This window comes from Kitasatospora sp. NPDC032757 (assembly GCF_055579305.1).
Window position 1 is genome coordinate 94,159 of sequence record NZ_JBVINN010000018.1, and the last position, 23,698, is coordinate 117,856.

The 23,698-nt window shown below is 72.3% G+C and carries 19 protein-coding genes; 4 read left to right on the top strand and 15 right to left on the bottom strand.

From position 1 onward, the window contains the following. Nucleotides 1-76 precede the first annotated feature (76 nt). The 10 genes from ACZ5WK_RS21160 to ACZ5WK_RS21205 all read right to left on the bottom strand — a co-directional run bounded on the left by ACZ5WK_RS21160 (nt 77) and on the right by ACZ5WK_RS21205 (nt 12,940). Entirely contained in the window at nt 77-511 is a 435-nt protein-coding gene (locus tag ACZ5WK_RS21160) for a GtrA family protein (RefSeq protein WP_465548905.1), read from the bottom strand. Continuing rightward, the gene (locus ACZ5WK_RS21165; RefSeq protein WP_465548907.1) at nt 508-1,467 is read right to left on the bottom strand and encodes a glycosyltransferase family 2 protein; all 960 of its coding nucleotides are present in this window, start codon (nt 1,465-1,467) and stop codon (nt 508-510) included. The genes ACZ5WK_RS21160 and ACZ5WK_RS21165 overlap by 4 nt, the downstream gene beginning before the upstream one ends. Nucleotides 1,468-1,694: 227 nt before the next feature. Beyond that, the gene (locus ACZ5WK_RS21170; RefSeq protein ID WP_465548909.1) at nt 1,695-3,749 is read right to left on the bottom strand and encodes a hypothetical protein; all 2,055 of its coding nucleotides are present in this window, start codon (nt 3,747-3,749) and stop codon (nt 1,695-1,697) included. Nucleotides 3,750-3,941: 192 nt separating this feature from the next. Continuing rightward, nucleotides 3,942-5,135, bottom strand: a complete 1,194-nt coding sequence (gene tuf / locus ACZ5WK_RS21175; protein ID WP_313764195.1) for an elongation factor Tu — start codon at nt 5,133-5,135, stop codon at nt 3,942-3,944. Between the two features lie 235 nt (nt 5,136-5,370). Further along, complete coding sequence (fusA, locus tag ACZ5WK_RS21180) at nt 5,371-7,476, bottom strand: elongation factor G (protein WP_396321474.1); 2,106 nt, start codon at nt 7,474-7,476, stop codon at nt 5,371-5,373. A 39-nt stretch (nt 7,477-7,515) separates the two neighbouring features. After that, nucleotides 7,516-7,986 carry a 30S ribosomal protein S7 gene (gene rpsG, locus ACZ5WK_RS21185; protein WP_030055803.1) on the bottom strand — a complete coding sequence of 157 codons (471 nt, stop codon included), beginning with the start codon at nt 7,984-7,986 and terminating at the stop codon, nt 7,516-7,518. A 2-nt stretch (nt 7,987-7,988) separates the two neighbouring features. Continuing rightward, entirely contained in the window at nt 7,989-8,360 is a 372-nt protein-coding gene (gene rpsL, locus ACZ5WK_RS21190; RefSeq protein WP_014144289.1) for a 30S ribosomal protein S12, read from the bottom strand. 379 nt (nt 8,361-8,739) lie between these two features. After that, on the bottom strand, nt 8,740-10,347 hold the full coding sequence (locus tag ACZ5WK_RS21195; RefSeq protein ID WP_465548912.1) for a DUF2142 domain-containing protein: 1,608 nt from the start codon (nt 10,345-10,347) through the stop codon (nt 8,740-8,742). A 52-nt stretch (nt 10,348-10,399) separates the two neighbouring features. Then, on the bottom strand, nt 10,400-12,085 hold the full coding sequence (locus ACZ5WK_RS21200) for a hypothetical protein (protein ID WP_465548914.1): 1,686 nt from the start codon (nt 12,083-12,085) through the stop codon (nt 10,400-10,402). A gap of 276 nt (nt 12,086-12,361) precedes the next feature. Continuing rightward, entirely contained in the window at nt 12,362-12,940 is a 579-nt protein-coding gene (locus ACZ5WK_RS21205) for a DUF1707 and DUF4190 domain-containing protein (protein ID WP_465548916.1), read from the bottom strand. A 270-nt stretch (nt 12,941-13,210) separates the two neighbouring features. Between ACZ5WK_RS21205 and ACZ5WK_RS21210 the strand changes: the two genes are divergently transcribed. The 4 genes from ACZ5WK_RS21210 (at nt 13,211) to ACZ5WK_RS21225 (ending at nt 18,293) form a co-directional block, all read left to right on the top strand. Then, entirely contained in the window at nt 13,211-14,017 is an 807-nt protein-coding gene (locus tag ACZ5WK_RS21210; protein ID WP_465548918.1) for an ABC transporter ATP-binding protein, read from the top strand. Beyond that, nucleotides 14,014-15,651 carry a transporter gene (locus tag ACZ5WK_RS21215; protein ID WP_465548920.1) on the top strand — a complete coding sequence of 546 codons (1,638 nt, stop codon included), beginning with the start codon at nt 14,014-14,016 and terminating at the stop codon, nt 15,649-15,651. Before ACZ5WK_RS21210 ends, ACZ5WK_RS21215 begins: the two co-directional genes overlap by 4 nt. 120 nt (nt 15,652-15,771) lie before the next feature. Beyond that, entirely contained in the window at nt 15,772-17,103 is a 1,332-nt protein-coding gene (locus tag ACZ5WK_RS21220; protein WP_465548922.1) for a DUF2786 domain-containing protein, read from the top strand. 89 nt (nt 17,104-17,192) lie between these two features. Then, nucleotides 17,193-18,293, top strand: coding sequence for an ADP-ribosylglycohydrolase family protein (locus ACZ5WK_RS21225; RefSeq protein ID WP_465548924.1), 1,101 nt, complete (start codon nt 17,193-17,195; stop codon nt 18,291-18,293). An 11-nt stretch (nt 18,294-18,304) separates the two neighbouring features. Here the strand turns inward: ACZ5WK_RS21225 and ACZ5WK_RS21230 are convergent, their stop codons facing one another. The 5 genes from ACZ5WK_RS21230 to ACZ5WK_RS21250 all read right to left on the bottom strand — a co-directional run bounded on the left by ACZ5WK_RS21230 (nt 18,305) and on the right by ACZ5WK_RS21250 (nt 23,662). Then, nucleotides 18,305-19,642 carry a serpin family protein gene (locus tag ACZ5WK_RS21230; protein ID WP_465548926.1) on the bottom strand — a complete coding sequence of 446 codons (1,338 nt, stop codon included), beginning with the start codon at nt 19,640-19,642 and terminating at the stop codon, nt 18,305-18,307. 128 nt (nt 19,643-19,770) lie between these two features. After that, nucleotides 19,771-20,766, bottom strand: a complete 996-nt coding sequence (locus tag ACZ5WK_RS21235) for an ADP-ribosylglycohydrolase family protein (protein ID WP_465548928.1) — start codon at nt 20,764-20,766, stop codon at nt 19,771-19,773. 8 nt (nt 20,767-20,774) lie between these two features. Then, on the bottom strand, nt 20,775-21,989 hold the full coding sequence (locus ACZ5WK_RS21240) for a cytochrome P450 (RefSeq protein WP_465548930.1): 1,215 nt from the start codon (nt 21,987-21,989) through the stop codon (nt 20,775-20,777). Between the two features lie 63 nt (nt 21,990-22,052). Then, a complete protein-coding gene (locus ACZ5WK_RS21245) occupies nt 22,053-22,793 on the bottom strand; it encodes an SIR2 family NAD-dependent protein deacylase (RefSeq protein WP_465548932.1) in 741 nt (246 codons plus the stop codon). A 260-nt stretch (nt 22,794-23,053) separates the two neighbouring features. After that, the gene (locus tag ACZ5WK_RS21250) at nt 23,054-23,662 is read right to left on the bottom strand and encodes a hypothetical protein (RefSeq protein WP_465548934.1); all 609 of its coding nucleotides are present in this window, start codon (nt 23,660-23,662) and stop codon (nt 23,054-23,056) included. Nucleotides 23,663-23,698 lie beyond the last annotated feature (36 nt).

Here is a 23,698-nt window from a genome sequence, read left to right on the forward strand (position 1 = left end):
TGCCGACAAGGGCCCGGCCGCATCGACTGCGGCCGGGCCCTTGGGCTTGGGGCGTCGGACCGGCGCCGCGGCGGGCTCAGCGGCCGCGGAACACCCAGACCTTCAGCAGCAGGAACCTGGCGACCGTGGCGAGCCCGTTGGCCACCACCAGCCCGGCCACCTCGACCGGCCGGGAGGCGTCCGGTACCAGCGCGTCGAGCAGGGCGAGCGCGCCACTGCTGAGCCCGAGCCCGATCAGGAAGGCCACCGCGCCCTGGAGCTGGTGGCGCAGGGCGCCCTCGTTGCCGGTGATCCCGAAGGTGAAACGGCGGTTGGCGGCGGTGTTGGCGACCGCGCTCACGGCGAGCGCGATCAGGTTGGCCGCCTGCGCGCCGGTGAACCAGCGCGCGGCCACGTAGAGCAGCAGGTAGAAGAGGGTGCTCAGAACGCCGATGACCAGGAAGGACGGCAGCTGGCGCCGGGTGGTCCGGCCCGCCTCGGGCGGCCGGACCGGTTCGCCGGTGAAGGTCATCGGGAGTTTCCGTCCCGTTCTTCCTCGGCCGAGTCGTAGCCGATGAAGTACGCCGGGCGGGCCTGGACGGCCGAGTAGATCCGCCCGACGTACTCGCCGAGCATGCCGACGCAGCTGAGCTGGACGGCGCCGATGAAGAGCATCCCGATGAACAGCGAGGACCAGCCGGGCACCGTGGAGCCGATCGCCCACGCGACGGTCGTGTAGATCGCCAGGCAGATGCAGACCAGGAAGCTCAGCAGCCCGAGCCAGGTGGCCAGCCGCAGCGGGGTGGCCGAGAAGTTGGTGATGCTGTCGAGGGCGAGCCGCACCATCTTGGCCAGCGGGTAGTGGGTGGCGCCGGCGACCCGCTCCTCGCGGACGTAGACCACCTCCCCGCTGGGGAAGCCCAGCCACGGCACCAGCAGCCGGTAGACCGGCTGGTGCTCGGGCAGCGCCTTCAGCGCGTCCACCGCCGCCCGGCTGAGCAGCCGGTAGTCGCCGGCCTGGCTGGGCATCCGCTTGCCGACGAGCTTGCGCATCAGCCAGTAGTAGGCGCCGGCCGTGCGCCGCTTGAAGAAGCTGTCCGTCCCGCGGTCCCCGCGCACCCCGTAGACGATGTCGAGGTTCTCCTCGCGGGCGAGCGCGAGCATCTCCGGGATCTTCTCCGGCGGGTCCTGGAGGTCCGCGTCGATGCTCACCACGTAGTCGCCGAACGCCCGGTGGAGGCCGGCCTTGAGCGCGGCCTGGTGCCCGGAGTTGCGGGAGAACCGGATGATCCGGAACTCGGGCCAGTCCTGCCGGATCTTCTGCATCAGCACCGGGGTGGCGTCGGTGCTGCCGTCGTCGACACCGACCACCTCGTAGTCGACCCCGAGCCCGTCCAGGATGGGACGCAGGCGCGCAACAGTCAGCGGAAGCGCCTCCTGCTCGTTGTAGATCGGCATGACGACCGACAACTGCGGCGCCCTCGACATGAGTTGGTCCCGCTTTCCACTGGTGGGGCTGGATTACGGCCGACAATAGCAGTTGGTCGTGAGCCCCCTATGAGATCGATGAGCAGGGCTTGAGGGCCCTGCGGCCCCCTCGGCGGGGCCCGTCCGCACCGGCCGGGACGACGACGGGGCGCCGCCCGTCGGACGGGCGGCGCCCCGCGCTCGCGGTCATCGGCCCGGCGCTCGCGGGCCGGGCGTCGGGCTCACTGTCAGTCCCCGGGGAAGCTGCGGTTCCACGGGTGGATCCAGTTGTTGCCGGGCTTGACCACCACGGTGATCCGCGGCGCCGAACCGGTGAGGTCCTTGCGCATCCGGTCACCGGTGGCCTGGTCGGCGACCACGACGGTCATCGGCTCGCCCAGCTTCTCGGCGGCCTTCCTCACGTGGACCAGGGCGGCCTGGTACTCCGCCTCCGGACGCTCGGCCGCGCCGATGTTGACCCAGTGGGTCTCGTACAGCGGCAGCATGTCACCGCCGCGGTCCCGCAGCAGCGTGGCGATCCAGGTCGACTTGAGGTTCTTGTAGTCGTCGTTGGAGTACAGGACCATCATCGGCCCGGAGATGCCGTCGAGGTCCTCCATGACGGTGGCACCGTCGCGGGGGCCGATGTCGCTCCAGGCATCTCCCCGGCTCCAGGCCATCAGCGAGTTGTTGTGCCAGGCCGTGGGCGCGGCCTTGAACGACTCCATGCCCCACTGGACCCCGGCGAAGAGGCTGAACGCGGTCGCCACCGAGAGCACCGAGAGGACGGCGTCGCTCGCCCTGCGCCTCGGCACGCTCACCCGGGCCGGCGGCGTGGTCCGCAGCAGCGGGCCGACCGCGCCGAGCGAGACCAGGGCGATCACCACGCCGGTGCCCGCGAGCTTCTCGAAGTAGTACGACACATGGCCGATCGTGTGCATCTGCCACCAGGCGAAGCCGCCGATGACCAGGCCGGAGCCGAGCACCAGCGCCAGGTGCGCCTGGCCGGTCCCGGTCCGCCGGTTGGTCGGCGCGGCCGCGGCCAGCAGCCCCAGCAGGAGGCCTCCGACCAGGATCGTCCGGTCCGCCCCGACGCTCGGGCCGCCCAGGTTGGAGGTGCTGGCCACGTCGAGCTTGGAGAGCACGGAGACCACGCTGGGCAGGCCGGCCAGGCCCAGCGTGACCACGGCGGCCAGGCCGTAGAGCAGCCAGGCCTTGCGGCGGAACCTCCGGCGGTGGGCGACGAGGGCCGCCAGGACGGCGACGCCCGCGACGGCGCCGAAGAGGTTGTAGACGTAGGTGACGGTGATCAGGCCGAGCGCGGCGACCACCACGAACTCGGGCGTCCGCATGGCGGGCCGCACCAGGAAGGCGACGGTCACGGCCACCATCAGCAGGCCGATGATCGTCGAGTCGAAGCCGTGCGTGACGAGGTCGGTGTAGTTGCTCGAGAACACCAGCGCCGCGACCGACCCGCACACCGCCGCGGTGCGCCAGCCGCGCAGTCGCGGTCCGCCGATCCAGCGGGCCGCCCACACCAGGGCCGTGCCCAGCAGGGCGTAGGCGGCCAGGACGTAGAGCAGGTAGCGGTTCATGGTGTCGAGCGTCGACCCGAGGTCCGTGGACGACCGGACCAGTGCGTCGACCCAGGCCAGCAGGAAGTGCGAACCCTGCGGGTACACCGCCTCGGCCGGCGACATCATGTACGCCTTGGCGGCCTCCTGGTGAAGGAAGTTGTAACCGCCGACGTGCTCGATCCCGACGAAGTAGGAGAAGTGGTTCAGCCGGTCCTCGGCCGTGGTCAGGAATTCGAGGCGCCAGCCCGGGCCCTTGCCGACCAGCGGACGGTGCAGGTAGTGCCAGAGCCCGTAGGTGGTGCCGAGTACCAGGAGGTCCGAGGGCCGCACCCGCAGCGACAGCCGCGGCGCCCGGCGGCTCAGCCAGCCGGTCAGCGTCACGGCGGTGAAGAGGACACCCGAGGTGGGGATCGGGGAGAGACCCCACGGCCAGAGCGAGAACAGCAGGCCGGAGACCAGCACCCCGCCGACGACGATCAGGGCCGCCGCCACCAGCCGGTCGAGCAGCACACCGCCCACCCGGATCACGCAGGCGACCGCCACCACCAGCAGCGGCAGCACCAGAATGCCCAGGCCGGTGGCGATCAGCGCGGCCGGAAGGAGCCAGGAGGCCAGCAGGCCGCCGGCCAGAACGGGGAGGCTGCGGGCCGGCTCGGCGGAGGGGTCCACGGGCCCGGACGCGCTGCCCCGTTCAGGTTGCTCGGGCAAGGGAACCGTGGCCGCCATGGTACGGAGTCTTTCCATCGAGACCCTGAGTCCCCATCCCTTTATCGGGCACACGCGGGCGCCCATCTTTACTCCGGCTAATCCAAAAGATCATAGAGCAAGAATTTTTCGCCCAAAGACAGAGGGCTTGGCGGAGATCAAGTGATCTCCGCCAAGCCCTCCTTGACCAGGGGTCAAGTGTCAGATCGTCAATTACTTGAGGATCTTGGTGACCTGGCCGGCGCCGACGGTACGACCACCCTCACGGATGGCGAACTTGAGGCCCTCCTCCATGGCGATCGGCTGGATCAGCACGACCGTCATGGCGGTGTTGTCGCCCGGCATGACCATCTCGGTGCCCTCGGGGAGGGTCACGACGCCGGTCACGTCCGTGGTACGGAAGTAGAACTGCGGGCGGTAGTTGTTGAAGAACGGGGTGTGACGACCACCCTCGTCCTTCGACAGGATGTAGGACTGGGCCTCGAACTCGGTGTGCGGGGTGACCGAACCGGGCTTGATGATGACCTGGCCGCGCTCGACGTCCTCGCGCTTGATGCCACGGAGGAGCAGACCGACGTTCTCACCGGCCTGGCCCTCGTCGAGCAGCTTGCGGAACATCTCGATGCCGGTGACCGTGGTGGTGGTCTTGGTCTCCTTGATGCCGATGATGTCGACAGTCTCGTTGACCTTGAGGATGCCACGCTCGATACGACCGGTGACGACGGTGCCACGACCGGTGATCGTGAAGACGTCCTCGATCGGCATCAGGAACGGCTGGTCCACGGCGCGGGCCGGGGTCGGGATGCTCTCGTCGACCGCGTGCATCAGGCCGAGGAGCTTCTCGCCCCACTCCTTGTCGCCCTCCAGCGCCTTCAGCGCGGAGACGCGGACGACCGGCAGGTCGTCGCCCGGGAACTCGTACTCGGAGAGGAGCTCACGGACCTCGAGCTCGACGAGCTCCAGGATCTCCTCGTCGTCCACCATGTCGGCCTTGTTCAGGGCGACGACGATGTAGGGGACGCCGACCTGGCGGGCCAGGAGGACGTGCTCCTTGGTCTGCGGCATCGGGCCGTCGGTGGCGGCGACGACGAGGATCGCACCGTCCATCTGGGCCGCACCGGTGATCATGTTCTTGATGTAGTCCGCGTGACCCGGGCAGTCAACGTGGGCGTAGTGACGCGCCTCGGTCTGGTACTCGACGTGCGCGATCGAGATGGTGATACCGCGCTGCCGCTCCTCCGGCGCCTTGTCGATCTGGTCGAACGGCGTGAAGGGGTTGATCTCCGGGTACGCGTCGTGCAGCACCTTGGTGATGGCCGCGGTAAGGGTCGTCTTACCGTGGTCAATGTGACCGATGGTGCCGATGTTGACGTGGGGCTTCGTCCGCTCGAACTTCGCCTTCGCCACTGCAGTCCTCCTGAGGACAGTTCTGTACGCCGTGCTGACGTCAGTTGGTCTTTGATCGGGTTTGGGTACGGGGTGCCGCAGCACTCCATGCCGTCCCGCGGGTGGGGGCCGGAGGCACCCGGGAGAATCCGACCGGATTCTCCCGGGTTGCCTCCTAATAGCCTAAGGGTTCGCAATCGTCCCGAATGTCGGGACGTACTGCGGCCTCGGGTAAGGGGCCGGCTGGCGCCGGTCCTTACTCGCCCTTGGCCTTGGCGATGATGTCGTCCGCCACGTTCCGCGGAACCTCGGCGTACGAGTCGAACTGCATCGAGTAGCTCGCGCGACCGGAGGTCTTGCTGCGCAGGTCACCGACGTAGCCGAACATCTCGGAGAGCGGCACCAGCGCCGAAACGACGCGGGCACCGTAACGCTCGTCCATGGACCGGATCTGGCCACGGCGAGAGTTGATGTCGCCGATCACGTCGCCCATGTAGTCCTCGGGCGTGGTGACCTCGACGGCCATCATCGGCTCCAGCAGAGCCGGGGACGCCTTGCGAGCGCCCTCCTTGAAGGCCATCGAACCAGCGATCTTGAACGCGAGCTCGGAGGAGTCGACGTCGTGCGAGGCACCGTCGAGCAGCGTCACGCGGACACCCTGGAGCGGGTAGCCGGCGAGGACACCGAACTCCATGGCCTCCTGGCAACCGGCGTCGACCGAGGGGATGTACTCCTTCGGAACGCGGCCACCGGTGACCTTGTTCACGAACTCGTAGCCCTCGCCGGACTCGATCGGCTCGATCGCGATCTGGATCTTCGCGAACTGGCCGGAGCCACCGGTCTGCTTCTTGTGCGTGAAGTCGATGCGCTCGACGGCCTTGCGGATCGTCTCGCGGTACGCGACCTGCGGCTTGCCGACGTTGGCCTCGACCTTGAACTCACGCTTCATACGGTCGACCAGCACCTCGAGGTGCAGCTCGCCCATACCCGCGATGATGGTCTGGCCGGTCTCCTCGTCGGTGTTGACCTGGAAGGACGGGTCCTCCTCGGCCAGCCGCTGAATCGCGGTGCCCAGACGCTCCTGGTCACCCTTCGACTTCGGCTCGATCGCGACGCGGATGACCGGGGCCGGGAAGTCCATGGACTCCAGGATGACCGGGTGCTTCTCGTCGCTCAGGGTCTCGCCGGTGGTGGTCTGCTTGAGACCCATGACGGCGACGATGTCGCCGGCGCCCACCGACTCGATCTCCTCACGCTTGTTCGCGTGCATGCGGTAGATCTTGCCGATGCGCTCCTTGCGGCCCTTCACCGCGTTGAGGACGGCGGTGCCGGCCTCAAGGCGCCCGGAGTAGATCCGGACGAAGGTGAGCTTGCCGAGGTGCGGGTCGGACATGATCTTGAACGCCAGAGCCGCGAGCGGCTCGTCGTCCGACGCCTTGCGGGAGATCTTGACCGTGTCGTCGCCGGGCTTGGTGCCCTCGATGGACTCGATGTCCAGCGGCGACGGGAGGTAGTTGACGACCGCGTCGAGCAGGGGCTGAACGCCCTTGTTCTTGAAGGCGGTGCCGCAGAAGATCGGCGTGAAGTCCGAGTTCAGCGTGCCCTTGCGGATCGCGGCGATCAGCAGCTCCTGGGGGACGTCCTCGCCCTCCATGGCGAGCTCCATCACCTCGTCGCTGACGTTCGACACGGTGTCCAGCAGCTTCTCGCGGTACTCCGCGGCCTGGTCGGCCAGCTCGGCCGGGATGTCGACGATGTCGTACATCTCGCCCTTGGCGGCCTCGGCCGTCCAGACCAGCGCCTTCATGCGGACCAGGTCGACAACGCCCTGGAAGTCCGACTCGGCACCGATCGGGAGCTGCATCACCAGCGGGGTCGCGCCGAGGCGCTCCACGATGGTGTCGACGCAGAAGAAGAAGTTCGCGCCCGTGCGGTCCAGCTTGTTGATGAAGCAGATGCGCGGGACGCCGTAGCGGTCAGCCTGCCGCCACACGGTCTCGGACTGGGGCTCGACACCGGCGACACCGTCGAACACCGTCACGGCACCGTCGAGGACGCGCAGCGAACGCTCCACCTCGACGGTGAAGTCGACGTGACCCGGGGTGTCGATGATGTTGATCGTGTTGTCAACGCCGTCGAGCGTCCAGTGACAGGTCGTCGCGGCCGACGTGATCGTGATGCCGCGCTCCTGCTCCTGCTCCATCCAGTCCATGGTGGCAGCGCCATCGTGGACCTCACCGATCTTGTACGAGACACCGGTGTAGAACAGGATCCGCTCGGTGGTGGTGGTCTTGCCCGCGTCGATGTGCGCCATGATCCCGATGTTGCGGACCCTGGCGAGGTCAAGGGAGGTTGCAGCCATGGTGGCTCGTTCTCTCTCTGTCTAGTGACGGGGTTGGGACTACCAGCGGTAGTGCGCGAAGGCCTTGTTGGACTCGGCCATCTTGTGGGTGTCCTCGCGACGCTTCACGGAAGCGCCCAGGCCGTTGCTGGCGTCGAGGATCTCGTTCATCAGGCGCTCGGTCATGGTCTTCTCGCGACGGGCGCGGGAGTAACCGACCATCCAGCGCAGCGCCAGGGTGCTGGCGCGGCCCGGACGGACCTCGACCGGAACCTGGTAGGTCGCGCCACCGACACGGCGGGACTTGACCTCGAGGGCCGGCTTGACGTTCTCCAGCGCGCGCTTCAGCGTCACGACGGGGTCGGAGCCGGTCTTCTCACGGACGCCCTCGAGGGCGCCGTAGACGATCCGCTCGGCGGTGGAGCGCTTGCCGTGCAGCAGGATCTTGTTGACCAGCTGGGTGACGACCGGGGAGCCGTAAACCGGGTCGATGATGACCGGGCGCTTCGGGGCGGGGCCCTTACGAGGCATTCTTACTTCTCCTTCTTGGCGCCGTAGCGGCTGCGAGCCTGCTTGCGGTTCTTGACACCCTGGGTGTCAAGCGAACCGCGGATGATCTTGTAGCGGACACCAGGAAGGTCCTTCACACGACCACCGCGCACCAGCACGATGGAGTGCTCCTGCAGGTTGTGGCCCTCGCCCGGAATGTAAGCGGTGACCTCGATCCCGCTGGTGAGGCGCACACGGGCGACCTTGCGAAGCGCCGAGTTCGGCTTCTTCGGGGTGGTCGTGTACACACGCGTGCAGACCCCACGACGCTGCGGGGAACCCTTCAGCGCGGGAGTCTTGTTCTTCTCGACCTTGTCCTGCCGGCCCTTTCGGACCAGCTGCTGGATCGTAGGCACCGTTTCTCCGTTTTCTGTGTGCCAAGGCTTGGTGGAACTAACCTGCGGTGTTCCCGTCGCACACGGCCCCGTGGTCGACCCACGCGGTCGGGTGTGTTGGGCTTATTCCGGTACGGAATCCCATGGGCTGCTGTACAGCGACGGCGCTCACGCGCGGCGCGCCGAAAAGGCGCTCCGGCTTGGCGCGGCGACCGGTGTGCATGCACGCACAAGGACCCGGGGACACCCCAGGCACAAGGTCAGAGCGTACCTAGCGCATCGGGCTCGGTCAAAACAAATGCAACGCCGCAGGTCGCGGCCGTCGGGACGGAGGTGCGGCCAAGGTGCCGGGGGCTCCCGTTCCCTCTACCACACATCCGGGACGTCCGCACTCCCGACCCTACGCGTCCGCCGGTATCGCCGCGAGCGGACGGTGCCGCCCGCGCCCGGCCCGGTCACCGCGCGCGCCCGCCCCCGCCGCGGCCTGCTGCGACGGTTCCTCCCGGTCGGTCACCACCACCAGCAGGGCCAGGACCAGGGCCGCCGCCGTGTAGACGACCACCCAGAGCGGCCAGCCGCCGGGCGGCGCCCACATCGCCGGGTGGAGGAAGAACGATCCGGTGGTGCCGACGGTGTTGCGGCGCAGCGCCCAGACGAAGGCCGCCGCGTTCGCGAGCGCGAGGGCGAAGGAGGAGAGCAGCAGCAGCCGGCGCCACGGCATCCCAGGCCGCCACGACTGCCGGGCCAGGATCACGGTGGCCATGATCGGCAGACCCACCGCGAAGGGCAGCAGGTAGCGGCCCTGCCAGATCAGGCCCAGCGTGCTCGCCTGCATGGCCTGGGCGGCCACCGGGATCACGACGATGCCGGCCAGCCCGCCCACGAGCGCGAGCGCCTCGCGGAAGCGGGCGAAGCAGAGCGCCAGCAGTCCCAGCATCACCACGATCCCGGTCCAGAGCAGCAGCGTCGCGGCCGGCGACGGGGCGTCCAGCCAGCCGAACTGGCCGATCATCTGGTGGACCCAGATGAGGGTGCTGTCGAAGGTCCACCGGGCCGCCTTCAACGCGGTGAGGCTGTCCGGCGTCTCGATGACGGAGCGGTCGGGATGCTGGGAGGACCAGGCCATCGCGCCGACCGTGGCGGCGGCGATGGCAGTGGCCCAGAGCCAGGCCGAGCGGCGGCGCAGCACCTGGCGCAGGGCTCCGCGCTCCTGCAGCAGCAGGGCGAAGAACAGCGCGCCGGCGAACCAGATCAGGCCCAGCGGCCGGATGCTGATCAGCACGATCGCGCCGATGCCCAGCCGGCCCAGCCGGCGGGTCAGCAGGGCCGGGTCCGGCACCATGAGTATCGGCAGTCCGGCGCTCCAGGCCAGGATGCCGGCCGCGATCTCCGGGCCGCTGGGGTTGACCATGCCGGACATGAACAGGGCCATCGGAGTGGCGGACGCCATCACGCCGAGCAGCGGGACGGAGCGGCGGCGCCACTCCGCGGCCGAGACCACCGCGCTGGCCAGCAGCCCGGCGCAGACCAGCGCCGACATCAGCCGCATCAGGTAGATCCCGCCCTCGCCGGACACCAGGAGGCCGGGCCAGCCGACGGCCAGGTAGTAGGCCGGGTTGTAGCGGCCCGCCGCGGTGGTCACCTGCGTCTCGGTCCCCGTGTCCCTCAGCTTCGGGGCGCAGTCGGCCGGGACCTCCGGCTGGAAGACGTAGCAGGCGTTGACGTCCTTGAGGTCCTGGTAGAACTTCGGGAGCATCACCCCGGTCTCGGCGAACTTGCCCTCGATGCCGGCGACCGCGTGCGGGACCATCACCTCGCGGCCCTCGATCTGGCCGCGGGCGACGGCGGCGGCCCTGATGATGTGCGCGTGCTCGTCCGGCGAGGCCCCGATCGGGGTGGACATCGACCAGGACGCGCCGAGCGCGAAGAACAGGGCGAAGGACACGGCCCAGAGCCGTCTCGGCGTCGTGGCGAGCCGGTCGGCAAGCCGCTTCAGGGCGTTCATCATCGGGTGCTGGGTCTCCGGGAGTTCAGGTCGGTCGGGACAAGCCGGGAGCCGGTCACCGGACCATGGTGGACCAAGACTGGTCGCCGTCCTTCGAGCACGTGCCGCCGGGGGCGAACTTCGGGCAGCCGCCGTCCAGCTTCTGCACGGTATGCGACACCCACGGCAGGATGCGGTAGGAGTTCTCCTTGGCCGGCATGTAGCGGTCCGCCATCGACGAAGAGACGGTACCGAACAGGAACAGCAGGGCGAACAGCGCGCCGACCACTGCGGCGCGCGGGTTCGGCAGAGCGTCACCGGAGGCCGGGCCCCCGACGGGCCCCGCGAGCCCGCCGGCCTGCGCGCGGCGCCAGGCCGGCCTCAGGGACACCAGGTGCGCCACCAGGGCACAGATGACCAGACCGCAGTAAAGCAGCTGGTTGTCGGTGCGGGTGTAGAGCTGGACGGTGTGTGTCTCGTACGTGCGCGAGGCGATGTACATCCGCGTCAGCCAGGCGCTGGCGAACATGCAGCAGACGGTGACCACCAGCGGCCTGCCCAGGCCGAGCCAGAGCGCGGCACCCAGGCAGAGGAACATCACCACGGCGAACAGTCCCAGGCCGCCGAACTCGCCCGGCGGCGGCCATTCGCCCACCGTGCCCGGCATGTCGGTACGCCACATCAGGAAGTACGCCGGGTCGGTGAAGTTGTCGAAGCGGAAGCTGGAGTCCCTGGCGTCCTGCCCCTCCGTCAGCAGGGTGAACAGGTAGCGGCCCGCGACGGCCAGGAAGGCCGCGGCGGTGACACCGACGAAGGCCAGGCCCCTGGCCCGGCCGCTCCGCCACGGGAAGTGGACCAGCGCCGCGACCGCCACGCCCGCCGCGCTCCACAGGAACCAGCCCGAGTAGGTGAGGAACAACACGCCCAGGGCCGCACCGAAGCCGGCCGCCTTGAGCAGTACCGGCCGCCGGGCCGCCGTCCCGCTGCGGTGCAGCTCGACCACCACCGCGACCAGCACCGGGACCAGCAGGACCAGCACGGTCGGGCTGTACGGCTTGTAGGCGTCGATCAGCGCGAAGGCCGGCAGCACGCCGAAGGCCAGCGCGCGCACCGGGCTGAGCAGCATCCGCCAGGCCAGGTACACCAGCGGGCCGAACGCGGCCGTGCCCAGGATCTGCAGGTCCTTGAAGGCGTACGCGGTGTTGCCGCCGTGGAACCACTCGGCGTAGTAGCCCAGGGTGTAGAGCGGCAGCGGCGGATACACCGGCGAGCCGGAGGGCTGCCCGTTCGCGACCGCGTGGGCCCACTCGACGATCCGTCCGCTGTCGCCGTTGAGGCCGAACATCGGCCACGGGGTGCCGAGCAGGGCGACGACGGCGCCCGCCGCGACGAAGCCGCTCGCGAGGCCGGCCACCGCGGCGGCGGTGAAGCGGGTGACCAGGTCGAAGTGGCGGCCGGCCCGCAGTCGCAGCGCGAGGACGGTCAGCGCGAGCAGGGCCAGGCCGATCAGGGCGAACCGGAACTGGAGCGCCGCGAGGCCGCTCACCTGGGCGATCCGGTCGAGCGGGTCGAGGTCGAAGCCGCCCGCCATCAGCGGCAGCACCAGCGCCGCCAGGAAGGCGACGGCCGCCTCTGCGGCCGGCAGGAACGGTGACGCGGCCGGCGGTAAGCCGTCCGTCCGGTGCCGCCGGGCCGGCACCGCCGTCCGGGCACGCGCAGCGGTCAGGGAGAGCCCGCTGGCGCCCTCGTCACTGACTGTCACTGGACTGGTCCCTCGGCTGGTCGATACCCCGGCCGGCTCTCCCGGCCACCACCTCTCCGGCCGACCGCGGAAGGCGGGGGTCCCGGTGCGGGCTCCGGGGCAGTTGCTCCGGGAATCCTATGGCCCGACTGCCCAGGGGTTCACGTGTGGCTCGTCCATTCGGCCGGTCGCTCCCCCGCCTGCCGGGGGGCGATCCGGCCGTCGGCACGGCGGCGGGGAAGGGACCCGCTGCCGGGAGCGGCCCGGGATCGTGCACTCCCGGTAGCCGGTCCCGGGTCACCCCGCGGCGAGCACGACCAGCATCAGCAGGGTCCAGGCCAGCGATCCGAGATAGCCGAAGATCAGGCCGACCGTGGCCATCCCGTCGCCGTCCTCGTTGCGCTCGCGGATCTGGCTCTTGGCGATGTGGCCGGTGATCACGGCGGGCAGCCCCAGCCCGAGCACGCCGAGCACCAGGGACGTCACGGCCATGCTGTTGGTCGGCCGCGCCGGGGGCAGGACGGGCGGCGGCAGGAAGGTGGGCGGCACCTGGCCGGTCAGCGACATCGGCGTCACCATCGGGCCGGACGGCAGGTCGGCCACCAGCCGGGTGAGCTCGCCGTACGTCTGTGCGGCGCTCGCCGCCTCGAAGCGCTGGCCGTACTCGTCGGCCGTGAGGCGGCCCTCGGCGTACGCGGCCTTCAGCACGTCGACCGTGCGGTCCCGGTCGGTGTGCGCCGCCCGCATCTGGGACTGGTGCATCTGCGGCTGCTGCACCTGAGCGGGCGGCCACGACCTGGCGTACGGGCCGGACGGCGCCTGCGGCGGCGGGCCCCCGTACCCGGGGGTCTTCTCGCCCCACGGCTGAACCGCCATCCGCCACCTCCGACACCCGGCGCACGCTGCGCTCACTGTCTCTCATACTGCAGGACGAACCGGGGCGCTGAGTAGTTGCCGGTTTCTTCGTTGCCATTTTTCGCGACGGGCTCCGGCCCGCCTCCGTGTTCTCGCGACGGGCTCCGGCCGCCTCCGCGGACTCACCCGTCCGGCCTAGACACGCCGAAGATCACCCGCGGCGCGACAGCCCCGTCCGGGCAGTGGCAGGCTGTCGCCCGGACCACCCCTACCACCGCAGAGAAGGCCATCATGCAGGCGTCAGCGCCGCCACCGTCCCCCGCCCCCGCGTCCGGCGCCCCCGCGGCGGTGAGCATCCAGGGGCTGTGGAAGCGCTTCGGTGACCAGGCCGCGGTGGCCGGGCTGAGCCTGGAGCTGCCGGCCGGCGCGTTCATCGGGCTGGTCGGCCCGAACGGTGCCGGCAAGACCACCACCCTGTCGATGGTCACCGGGCTGCTCCGGCCCGACCAGGGCACCGTGCTGATCCACGGCGCCGACGTCTGGGGCGACCCGGTCGCGGTCAAGGCCCGGATCGGCATCCTGCCCGAGGGCCTGCGGATGTTCGAGCGGCTGAGCGGCCGCGAGCTGCTGCAGTACAACGGACGGCTGCGCGGCCTGCCCGGCGCCGAGGTGGACCGCCGGGCCGAGGAGCTGCTGGCCGTCCTCGACCTGGCCGGCGACGCCGACAAGCTGGTCGCCGACTACTCCACCGGCATGCGCAAGAAGATCGGCCTGGCCGCCGCGCTGCTGCACAACCCGGACGTGCTCTTCCTCGACGAGCCCTTCGAGGGCGTCGACCCGGTGTCCGCCCAGACCATCCGCGGGGTGCTCAAGCGGTACGCCGCGGCCGGCTCCACCGTCGTGTTCTCCAGCCACGTCATGGAGCTGGTCGAGCAGCTCTGCGACTGGGTCGCCGTGGTCAACGCCGGCCGGGTGATCGCCCAGGGTCCGCTGGACGCCGTCCGCGGCGAGCACAGCCTGCACGAGGCGTTCCTCGCGCTGATCGGCGTCCGCGAGGACGACGGCCAGGCGCTCGGCTGGCTCGGGGGCGGGCAGTGACCTCCCAGGCCACCGGCCTCCGCGCGGCCCGCACCGCGGTGCCCGACGGGCGGACGGTCGTCCGCGCGCTCGTCGCGCTCAAGCTCCGGCTGCTCCGCAACGGGCTGCGGCGCAGCCGCGGCCGGGCCGCCCTCTACGTCATCGGCACGGTGGTCGGCCTGCTGTTCGCCACCGGGCTGGCGGTGGCCCTCGCCTTCCTGGGCCGCTTCGACGGCGCCGGTGACGCGGCGGTGATGCTCGCCGGCGTGCTCACCCTCAGCTGGGCCGCACTGCCGCTCTTCCTGTTCTCCAGCGACGAGAGCTCCGACCCCACCCGGCTCACCATGCTGCCGCTGCGCCCCGGGCCGCTGCTGCGCGGCTCGGTGCTGGCCGCGCTGATCGGGCCCGGGCCGCTGATCGCGCTGGTGCTGCTCACCGGCGCGGCGATCGCCGGCGCCGACGGGCCCGCCTCGGCCGTGGTCGCCGTGGTCGGGGTCCCGCTGACCGTGCTCAGCCTGGTGACGCTCTCCCGCTCGGTCGCGGCGGGCAACGCCCGGCTGCTCTCCAGCCGGCGCGGCAAGGACTTCGCGATCTTCGGCGGTCTGCTCTTCGCACTGCTGGGCCAGGCCGCCAACGTCGGCTTTCAGAGCGTCTTCGGCCGGCCCGGCGACCGACTCGACCTCAGCCCGCTGAAGCCGATCGCCTCGGTACTGCGCTGGGTGCCGCCGGTCAGCGCACTGGACGCCTCCCGCACCGCCGGCGAGGGCCGCTACGGCCTCGCGGTGCTCCAGCTGGCGGCGGCGGCCGCGCTGCTGGCGCTGCTGCTGCGCTGGTGGCGTGGCAGCCTCCAGCAGCTGATGGTCACCGCGGACGCCTCCACCCTGGAGGTGGCGCGCGGCGTGCAGTCCTCGCGCGGCTGGGGCTTCCTGCCCGGGGGCCGGACCGGCGCGGTGATGCAGCGCCACCTCCGGTACGCCTGGCGGGAGCCGCGGGCCAAGGCCGCCGTCTTCACCAGCATCGGGATGACCCTGGTGATCTGCGTGCTGTCGGTGGTCCAGGGCTGGGCGAGCGTCTACCTGGTGTCGGCCACCGGGATGTTCCTCGGCCTGCAGATGCTCAACCTGTTCGGCATGGACGGCTCGGCGTTCTGGATGGTCGCCGCCACCCTGCTCACCCCCGCCGACGCCCGGGAGGAGCTCCGCGGGCGGGCGTTCGCGGTGCTCGCGTACGCGGTGCCGGTCACCCTCGTGCTGGGGCTGGTGCTGGCCGTCGTCACCGGCGACTGGGCCGGCCTGCCGGCGGCGCTCGGCCTGGCCTTCGGCCTGCTCGGCAGCGGCATCGCGATCGGCGCGGTGCTCAGCGTGCTGGCGCCGTACACCATGCCGGCCGACAACAACCCGATGCGCAACGCGGCCCCCGGCCAGGGTGGCCTGGTGCTGCTGAACAGCTTCGGCTCGATGTTCGGCGCCGTGCTGGTCAGCGCCCCGGTCGCCGGCTACCTCGGCTGGGCCCTGGCCACCGACGGCCCGGCCTGGCCGGTCGTCCTGCTCGGTCCGCTCTACGGCGCGCTGGTCGCCTTCCTCGGTGTCCGCCTCGCCGCCGGCCGCCTGCTGGAGCGCATCCCGGAGATCCTCGCCAAGACGGTCGAACGCTGACGGCAGCCCGCGCGGGCTGCCACGGAGCGCCCGGTCCCCGTCGTGGGGCCGGGCGCTCCGGCATCATGGGCGGGAGGCTGTCCTGACCGCAGGGCGGGTACGAGGAGAGCGGGCTACACCGTGGGCAAGGGCAGGCAGCAGGGGCAGGCCGGGGCGGACGGGGGCGCCGGACCGCTGCTGGCGCAGGCGGTGGCCGCGGTGCTGACGGCGCCGCAGGAGCGGCTGGACCTGGCGCTGGACACCGGGGCCTCGCTGCTGGCCGCCTCGCCGGGCCAGTGGCCGGCGGTGAGCCGGGCGCTGCTGGGGTACGCGGACACCGCGGTCGGACGGTGCTGGTCGGCGGGGTGGCGGCCGGCCGACCTGGCCCGGGTGGTGCGGCGGGAGCTGAAGCCGGTGCACCTGGCGCTCGCGCTCGACCTGATCGCCGCCGAGGGGCGGCGCCACCCGGCGGCCGCGCCGGACCGGCGCTGGCAGGAGCAGCTGCGCGAGCTGGAGGCCCAGGTCTGGTGGCAGGGCGACGAGGCCTACCTCGCCGCCTTCGCGCACCGGCACCGGCTGGACCGCTTCGCGCTGGCCACGGCGGTGCTGGAGCTGCTGCGGTCCTGGGGCCGGCTGCCCCCGATCGCGCCGGTCGGCCCGGCGCCCGGCCAGGGGGTGCCTCCCGGCCGGGCCGGGGGCGGGCCCGGGACGCACCGGTCGTCGTCCGGCCCGGTGCCGGGTGAACCGCGGATGCTCTCCCGGATCCGGGCGCTGCTGGCGAAGGCCGAGTCCACCGAGTACCCGGAGGAGGCCGAGGCACTGACCGCCAAGGCCCAGCAGCTGATGGCGCAGCACAGCATCGACGATGCCCTGCTCGCCGTCGCGGCCGCCGACCGCAACGCCCCGGCGTCGCTGCGGATCGGTGTGGACAACCCGTACGAGGGCCCGAAGACGATGCTGCTGGACGCGGTGGCGGCGGCCAACCGGTGCCGGGTGGTCTGGGCGAAGGAGTTCGGCTTCTGCACCATCATCGGCTTCGACGGGGACCTCGACGGCGTCGAGCTGCTCTACACCTCGCTGCTGGTGCAGGCGACGCACGCGATGAACAAGGCCGGCTCGCGCCAGCACCTGGACGGTGCCTCGCGCACCAAGGCGTTCCGGCACTCCTTCCTGGTGGCGTACGCGGCCCGGATCCGCGAGCGGCTGATCGCCGCCACCGAGCAGGCGACCAGCGACGCGGCGGCCGGCCGGCACCTGCGCGAGGACGGCACCGCGGAGCAGCTGGTACCGGACGAGCGGCTGCTGCCGGCGCTCGCGGCCCGGACCGAGGCGGTGGACCAGCAGGGCGGGCGGATGTTCCCGAAGCTGGTCTCGCAGCGGGTCCGGGTGAGCGACGGAGAGGGCTGGGCGGCGGGCCGCGCGGCCGCCGACCGGGCCGCCCTGCACGGCCGGGCCGGCGAGATCCGGTCGTAGGGCGTCCCGCCACTGGCGGGGACGGGCGGGGCGGGAGCGGCCGGGCCTGATAGAACGGACTCCGGTAGACGCGAGGGGGAACGGTGGCGGTGACGGAGTCGGGGTACCCGGACCGGGTGCGCGGGGCGCTGCTCGGCGGAGCGGTCGGGGACGCCCTGGGCTGGCCGGTGGAGTTCCAGCAGCTGTACCAGATCCGTGAGCAGCACGGCCCGGCCGGCGTGACCGGACTGCCGTCCGGCGGCCGGATCGCCGAGGTCACCGACGACACCCAGATGACGCTGTTCACCGCCGAGGGCCTGATCCGCGGCTTCGTCCGGGGCTGGTCGGGCGGCGGCGGCTCCGTCCCGGAGGCCGTCCACGGCGCCTACCGGCGCTGGCTGCTCACCCAGAGCCAGGGCGCGCCGGACCAGCATCCGCTCCCCCGCCCGTACGACGGCTGGCTGCTGCGCCAGCCGTTCCTGTACGCACGGCGGGCGCCGGGCAACGCCTGCCTGAGCGGGATGTCGTACCACCCGGAGTTCCAGGCGCCGGCACCGTTCGGGCAGCCGGGGCCGATCAACGCGCACTCCAAGGGCTGCGGCACGGTGATGCGTTCGGCGCCGTTCGGGCTGGCCCGGCTGGGCGCCGAGCAGTCCTTCGGGCTGGCCGCGCAGTGCGCGCAGCTCACCCACGGGCACCCGACCGGCTACCTGGCGGCGGGCGCGTTCGCGGCGCTGGTGGAGCGGCTGGCGGACGGGGTGGAGCCGTGGGCGGCGGTCGGGCAGACCGTCGACCAGACCCGGGAGTGGCCGGCGTCCAAGGAGACCGTCCAGGCGCTGGCCCGGGCGGTCCGGGTGGCCGAGGAGTCCGAGCCGTCGGCGGAGGCGGTGGAGCGGGTCGGGCTCGGCTGGATCGCCGAGGAGTGCCTGGCCATCGCGGTGTACTGCCTGCTGGCCGCCGGCTCCGAGCCCGACCCGGCCCGGACGGCGCTGCTGCTCTCGGTGAACCACTCCGGGGACAGCGACTCCACGGGCGCGGTCTGCGGCAACCTGGTCGGCGCGGCCTACGGCGCCGCCGCCCTGCCGGCCGCCTGGACCGAGGCGGTGGAGGGCAACGAGACGCTGCTGCGGGTGGCGGACGACCTGCTGGTGCTGTTCGGCAGCCGGGAGCCGGCCCACCCGGCGCTCGGCGGCCGCTACCCGGCCTGGTGACCGGGTAGCGCTCAGCGCGCCTGCGGGTCGGTGACCTGGCCGAGGAAGAGCGGCCGGCCGGTCGCGGTGTCCCGGATCAGGAACAGGAACGGCCGGTCGATGTGCAGCTCGACGGGGCGCTTCGGGGCCGCCGCGCCCGCCGCCTCCATCCCGACGCCGCTGCCGGCGGCGGCCACCGTGCCCTCCTCGTCCACCTCGATGGTGGCCTTCTGGACGACCGTGCCGATCTTCAGCCGCTCCTGCGCGCCGGCCCCGGGGATGCCGCCGAAGTCCGCGGCGTCGAAGGCGGCGTTGACGCCGAGCGCGCGCAGCGTCGGGGTCAGCTCGTTGGCCGTGTCGAAGTGGAAGCGCGGCAGTGTCAGGTCGACGGACTGGTCGGCGAGTTCGCCCAGGATCCGGTCCAGTTGGGCCTGGTCCAGGCCCTTGGTGAAGGCCGCGAAGCCGCCCTGCGCGGGCACCAGCAGGTCCATGGCCAGCCCGCCGTCCGCGTACGGGAGTTCGACGGCCTGCCAGGGCTCGCCGAGGATCCCGCCGGAGCCCTCGGCGTAGCGGAAGGTGCCGGTCCGGCCCATGGTGCTGACCGCGGGGGCCGAGCCGTCCAGGCGGTGGAACGGTTTGTCGGCGGTGTCCGCGGGCTTGAACGGGGTGGCCCACTTCGCCTTGAGGTAGAGCGCGTCGGTGAGTGCCAGCCGGGTGTCCTTGTTGATCGCCTTCTCGCCGAAGAGGTCCTTGATCCGGCCTTCGGTGGCCTTCTCCACGGCCGCGTTGACGCTCTTGCGGGCGCCCTCCGGGTCCTTCGTGAAGTCGGCGGTGTGCACGCCGGTGTCGAAGGCGGCGGCGAGGGTGGCCAGGTAGTCCTGGTTCAGCGGGAAGCCCTGCTGGGCCCAGAGGTCGTCGGACTGGCGAAGGGTCAGTCCGTCGGTGGGCGGGAGGCGGCGGGCGAGGGCGCCGGTGGCGAGGGCGTACTGCTGCGGGGTGAGCTCGGTGTGCAGGGCCTTGGCGAGCTCGTCGGCGGTGGCGCCGCGGGCGCCGGGCAGCACCATGGCGAGCGCGGTGGCCAGGCCGGACGGCGAGAGCACCATGTTGCGGCCGGCCTGGTCGGGCGCGGCGGTGAGGGTGTGCAGGAGGTCCAGGCCGAAGGCGTTGGTGGCGGCCGCGGTCGCGGCGACCTGGGCCGGGTCGGCGGGCGGCGACGAGGCGGGCGTGGAGGCGCGGACGACGAGGGGCTCGGCGGCGCCGGTGGAGCCGCAGCCGGTGAGGAGCAGCGGGGCGGCGAGTGCGGCGGTGACGGTCGCGGTGAGGAGCAGGACGGCCGGGCGGCGGCCGGTCCGGCGGGTTCGACTGGTCATGGCGGTTCGACGCGGCCCCCGCCCGGACGGTTCCGCCCGGCAGGCTCGTGCCGGGCGGAACCGTCCGGCACGAGGGTGCGCGGCCGGCCGCCGCCAGGGGCTGCCGCTCGCGGCACCGCGCCGGCGCGTCAGTCCCAGAGCGCGCCGAGCGCGAGCAGCTCGTCCCGGTGCTCGATCCGCTCCACCCAGTCCGCCGGCCAGGCCGACGCGCCGTGGTGGGCACCGGCGAAGGCGCCGGTCAGACAGGCGATCGAGTCGGAGTCACCGGAGGAGTACGCGGCCCGGCGGACGGCGGCCACCGGGTCGTCCGGCAGCAGGAGGAAGCAGAGCAGGCCGGTGGCGAGCGCCTCCTCGGCGATCCAGCCCTCGCCGGTGGCCAGGCACGGGTCCGCCTCGACATCGGGCCGGGCCAGCGCCGCGTCCAGCCGGTCGAGGACGCCGAGGCACTCTCCCCAGCCGCGGGCGATGAAGTGCTCCGGCGACGGGTCCTGGGCGTGCGCCGCGAGGTCGCCGAGCCAGAACTCGTCGTACCGGGTGCGGTTGGCCAGCGCGTACGCCCGCAGCACGGCGGTCAGGCCGGACGGCGGCAGGCCCTCGGCGAGCTTGCGGACGGCGTACGCGGTGAGGTCACTGGCGGCGAGCGCGGTGGGGTGGCCGTGGGTGAGCGCGGACTGCAGCTGGGCGGCCCCGGCGAGCTGGCGTGTCGTCAGATCCTTGGCCAGCCCGATCGGGGCGACCCGCATGTTGGCGCCGCAGCCCTTGGAGCCGAGGTCGCTCGCCTCCTGCCAGCGGCGGCCGTTGGAGAGCCGCTGGCAGGAGCGCATGCAGGTCATTCCGGGCGCCCTGTTGTTCTCCGGCGAGCGCCACCAGTCGACGAACTCCTCGCGCAGCGGCCGCTCCAGCCGCAGCGGGCCCAGCGGACCGTGCTCCAGGGCGGTGCGCAGGGCGCGGGCGAGGGCGAGCGCCATCTGGGTGTCGTCGGTGACCAACGCCTTGCCAGGAAGCGGCAGTTGCCGCCAGTCGGGGTCGTACGCGGCGATCATCTCGACCGTGCGGAACTCGGTCGGCCGACCCAGCGCGTCCCCGATCGCCAGCCCCAGCAGTGCACCCGTCGCCTTGCCCACGACCCCTCCTATGCCTCGACCAGCAACTCCTTCAGCCCCCGGATCACGTAGCCCGGGCGCCACTCGGGCTCGCGGACCAGCCGCAGGCCCGGCGCCCGGCGCAGCAGCGCGCCGTACGACTCGGTGAGCTCCAGTCTGGCAAGGGGGGCACCGAGGCAGAAGTGAATTCCGGCGCCGAAGGTGATGTGCGGATTGTCGGTGCGGCCGAGGTCGAGCCGGTCCGGCTCGGCGAAGCGGTCCGGGTCGCGGTTGGCGGAGCCGAAGAGCAGCGCGATCTCGGAGCCGCGCGGGACGGTGACGCCGCGCACCTCGACGTCCTCCAGCACCCACCGCTCGAACATCTGCAGCGGGGTGTCCCAGCGCATCAGCTCCTCGACGGCGGTGGGCAGCAGTTCGTCCACCGAGCCGCGCAGCCGGGCCAGTTCGTCCGGGTTGCGGAACAGCGCCCACCAGCCGTTGCCGGTGGTGTTGACCGTCGCCTCGTGGCCGGCGTTGAGCAGCAGCACGCAGGTGGAGACCATCTCCTGCTCGCTGAGCGCGTCCGAGCCCTCCTGGGCCTGGATCAGGGCGCTGATCAGGTCGCCGGCCGGGTCGGCCCGGCGCTCGCGGATGAGCGCGCGCAGGTAGTCGGAGAACTCGGTGCTCGCGGTGACGGCCCGGCGGGCGGCCTCCTCGGTCGGGTTGAGCTCGAACATGCCGGTGATGTCGGCGGACCACGGCCGCAGCAGGTGCCGGTCCGGCTCGGGGACGCCGAGCATCTCGGCGATCACGGCGACCGGCAGCGGTTCGGCGACGGCGGCGATCAGGTCGCCGCCGCCGGCCGCGAGCAGCCCGTCGACCAGCTCGCCGGCGAGCCGCTGCACGGTCGGCCGCAGCCCCTCGACCATGCGCGGGGTGAACGCCTTGGAGACCAGCCGCCGGATCCGGGTGTGGTCCGGCGCCTCCAGGTCGAGCAGCCCGTTGTCGTTGAGCGTGTGGAACGGCTCGTGCGCCGGGTCGGGCGCGGGCCGCCCGAACTCCTCGTGGGTGAACCGGTGGGTGTACGTCCGCCCGAGCCGCCGGTCCCGCAGCAGCGCGCTGACGTCCTCGTACCGCGAGACCAGCCACTGGCCGGTCGGCTCGTGGTACGTCACCGGCGCGTGCTCGCGCAGCTCGGCGTACGCGTCGTACGGGTGGGCCACGAACGCCGCCGACCAGGGGTCGAACTTCGCCGTCGTCGTCATCGATCACTCCAGGCCGTGAGGGGGTAGCCGGGGTGATCATCGTATGCACGCGGCCTCGCAGGATTAAGGGTGTCCGGCCACCAGCTTCGCCACCAGCGCCGGGAGCGCGGTGGAGATCGGCTCGCGGATCACCTCGTCGGCGACCTCGTCGAACGGCGTGGGCTCGCCGTTCATGACGACCAGCCGGGCCCCGGACTCCCGGGCGATCTGCGGGAGCGCCGCCACCGGGTAGACCTGGAGGCTGGTGCCGACGGCGACGAAGAGGTCGCAGGCCTTGGCGATGGCGTCGGCCTGCTGGAGCACCACCGGGTCGAGACTCTCGCCGAACATCACCGTGCGCGGCTTGAGCACGCCGCCGCACTCCCGGCAGGGCGGGTCCGGCTCGCCGGCCGCCACCCTCTCCAGGACCTCCTCCATCGGGCCGGCCGCCCGGCAGTCCACGCACTGCACCTCCCGGGCGGTGCCGTGCAGTTCGAGCACCTTGCGGGCGGGCAGGCCGGCCCGCTGGTGCAGGCCGTCGACGTTCTGGGTGAGCACCCGCACCGGCAGGCCGCTGCGCTCCAGCCCGACCAGCGCCCGGTGGCCGGCGTTGGGCTCGGCGGCGAGCGCGCCCGCGTCCCGGCGCATCAGCCAGGCCCGGCGGCGGACCTCCGGATCGGCCAGGTACGGGCCGATGGTGACCAGCTCCTGGGCCTTCGGGTCACGCTGCCAGAGGCCGTTCGGGCCCCGGTAGTCGGGGATGCCCGAGTCGGTGGAGATACCGGCACCGGTCAGCACGGCGATCAGAGGGCGCTTGGCGTTCATGCCCCGGACGGTACGGGCCGGCGCTCCCCGGCCGCCACCGAAAATCCGGTGCGCCGCGTCGACCCCCGCCGTGCACCGAGACTCCCGCCGTACCCGCCCCGGTCACCGCGACCGGACACCGAGGGCGCCCGGGGCAGGGCCCCGTCGGCGCCGGGCCCGCGCGGCCCCCGGCCCCGGCGACGGCGACGGCCGGACCTCCGGCTGCGCCGACACGCCCAAGGCGGCCGCCCCACCCCCGTGGGAGCGGCTGCCCCGGCCGGTCAGGCGAGGGCCGGCTGCCGCGCCCCGCCGACGCCGGCCAGCGGGGCCAGCGCCGCCAGGTAGAGCGCGGCGGCCACCGGGATCATCGCCAGGTCGGCCGCCGTCATCGCGGTACCGACCAGCATCAGCACCGGGCTCCACCAGCGCAGCGTGCGCGCCCGGCCCACCGAGGCGGCGACCAGCAGCGCCAGCAGGCCGACGTAGAACAGCAGCGGGCCCACCGAGTAGAAGGCCGGCAGCACCCCGGGCCGGCTCTGGATGCTGTCGAACAGCCGGTGCTGGTCCGCCTTGTCGACGGCCACCGCCCCGACGTACAGGTCGATGGCGATCTGCACCACCGAGGCCGCCAGGCCCGTGAAGGCCGCCCCCGTGGCTGCGCCGGCGGCGAGCCGGCCCGCCGTGGTGCGCGGTGCGAGCAGCCGCTGCAGGGCGGCGAGCACCGGGCCGAACAGCAGCAGCCCCACCAGCATCAGGCTGTGGCCGACCAGCCAGCCGGGGCCCGGATCCCGGGAGCCGTCCAGCAGCCGGATGCCGCCGTAGAGCGCCATCAGGGCGGGCCCGCCGACGACGGCGTACGGGGTGAGGCGGTCGGGCTTGGTGGTGGTCATGGGGGCTCCCCGGTCTGCGAGTTCGTTTCCGACATC

What these genes read in the sequence shown, in the direction of transcription:
- ACZ5WK_RS21240 (WP_465548930.1), bottom strand. Translation starts at nt 21,989, where the DNA reads ATGACGACGACGGCGAAGTTCGACCCCTGGTCGGCGGCGTTCGTGGCC.
- ACZ5WK_RS21250 (WP_465548934.1), bottom strand. Translation starts at nt 23,662, where the DNA reads ATGACCACCACCAAGCCCGACCGCCTCACCCCGTACGCCGTCGTCGGC.
- ACZ5WK_RS21195 (WP_465548912.1), bottom strand. Translation starts at nt 10,347, where the DNA reads ATGATGAACGCCCTGAAGCGGCTTGCCGACCGGCTCGCCACGACGCCG.
- ACZ5WK_RS21245 (WP_465548932.1), bottom strand. Translation starts at nt 22,793, where the DNA reads ATGAACGCCAAGCGCCCTCTGATCGCCGTGCTGACCGGTGCCGGTATC.
- ACZ5WK_RS21210 (WP_465548918.1), top strand. Translation starts at nt 13,211, where the DNA reads ATGCAGGCGTCAGCGCCGCCACCGTCCCCCGCCCCCGCGTCCGGCGCC.
- fusA (WP_396321474.1), bottom strand. Translation starts at nt 7,476, where the DNA reads ATGGCTGCAACCTCCCTTGACCTCGCCAGGGTCCGCAACATCGGGATC.
- ACZ5WK_RS21170 (WP_465548909.1), bottom strand. Translation starts at nt 3,749, where the DNA reads ATGGCGGCCACGGTTCCCTTGCCCGAGCAACCTGAACGGGGCAGCGCG.
- ACZ5WK_RS21165 (WP_465548907.1), bottom strand. Translation starts at nt 1,467, where the DNA reads ATGTCGAGGGCGCCGCAGTTGTCGGTCGTCATGCCGATCTACAACGAG.
- ACZ5WK_RS21160 (WP_465548905.1), bottom strand. Translation starts at nt 511, where the DNA reads ATGACCTTCACCGGCGAACCGGTCCGGCCGCCCGAGGCGGGCCGGACC.
- ACZ5WK_RS21230 (WP_465548926.1), bottom strand. Translation starts at nt 19,642, where the DNA reads ATGACCAGTCGAACCCGCCGGACCGGCCGCCGCCCGGCCGTCCTGCTC.
- ACZ5WK_RS21205 (WP_465548916.1), bottom strand. Translation starts at nt 12,940, where the DNA reads ATGGCGGTTCAGCCGTGGGGCGAGAAGACCCCCGGGTACGGGGGCCCG.
- rpsG (WP_030055803.1), bottom strand. Translation starts at nt 7,986, where the DNA reads ATGCCTCGTAAGGGCCCCGCCCCGAAGCGCCCGGTCATCATCGACCCG.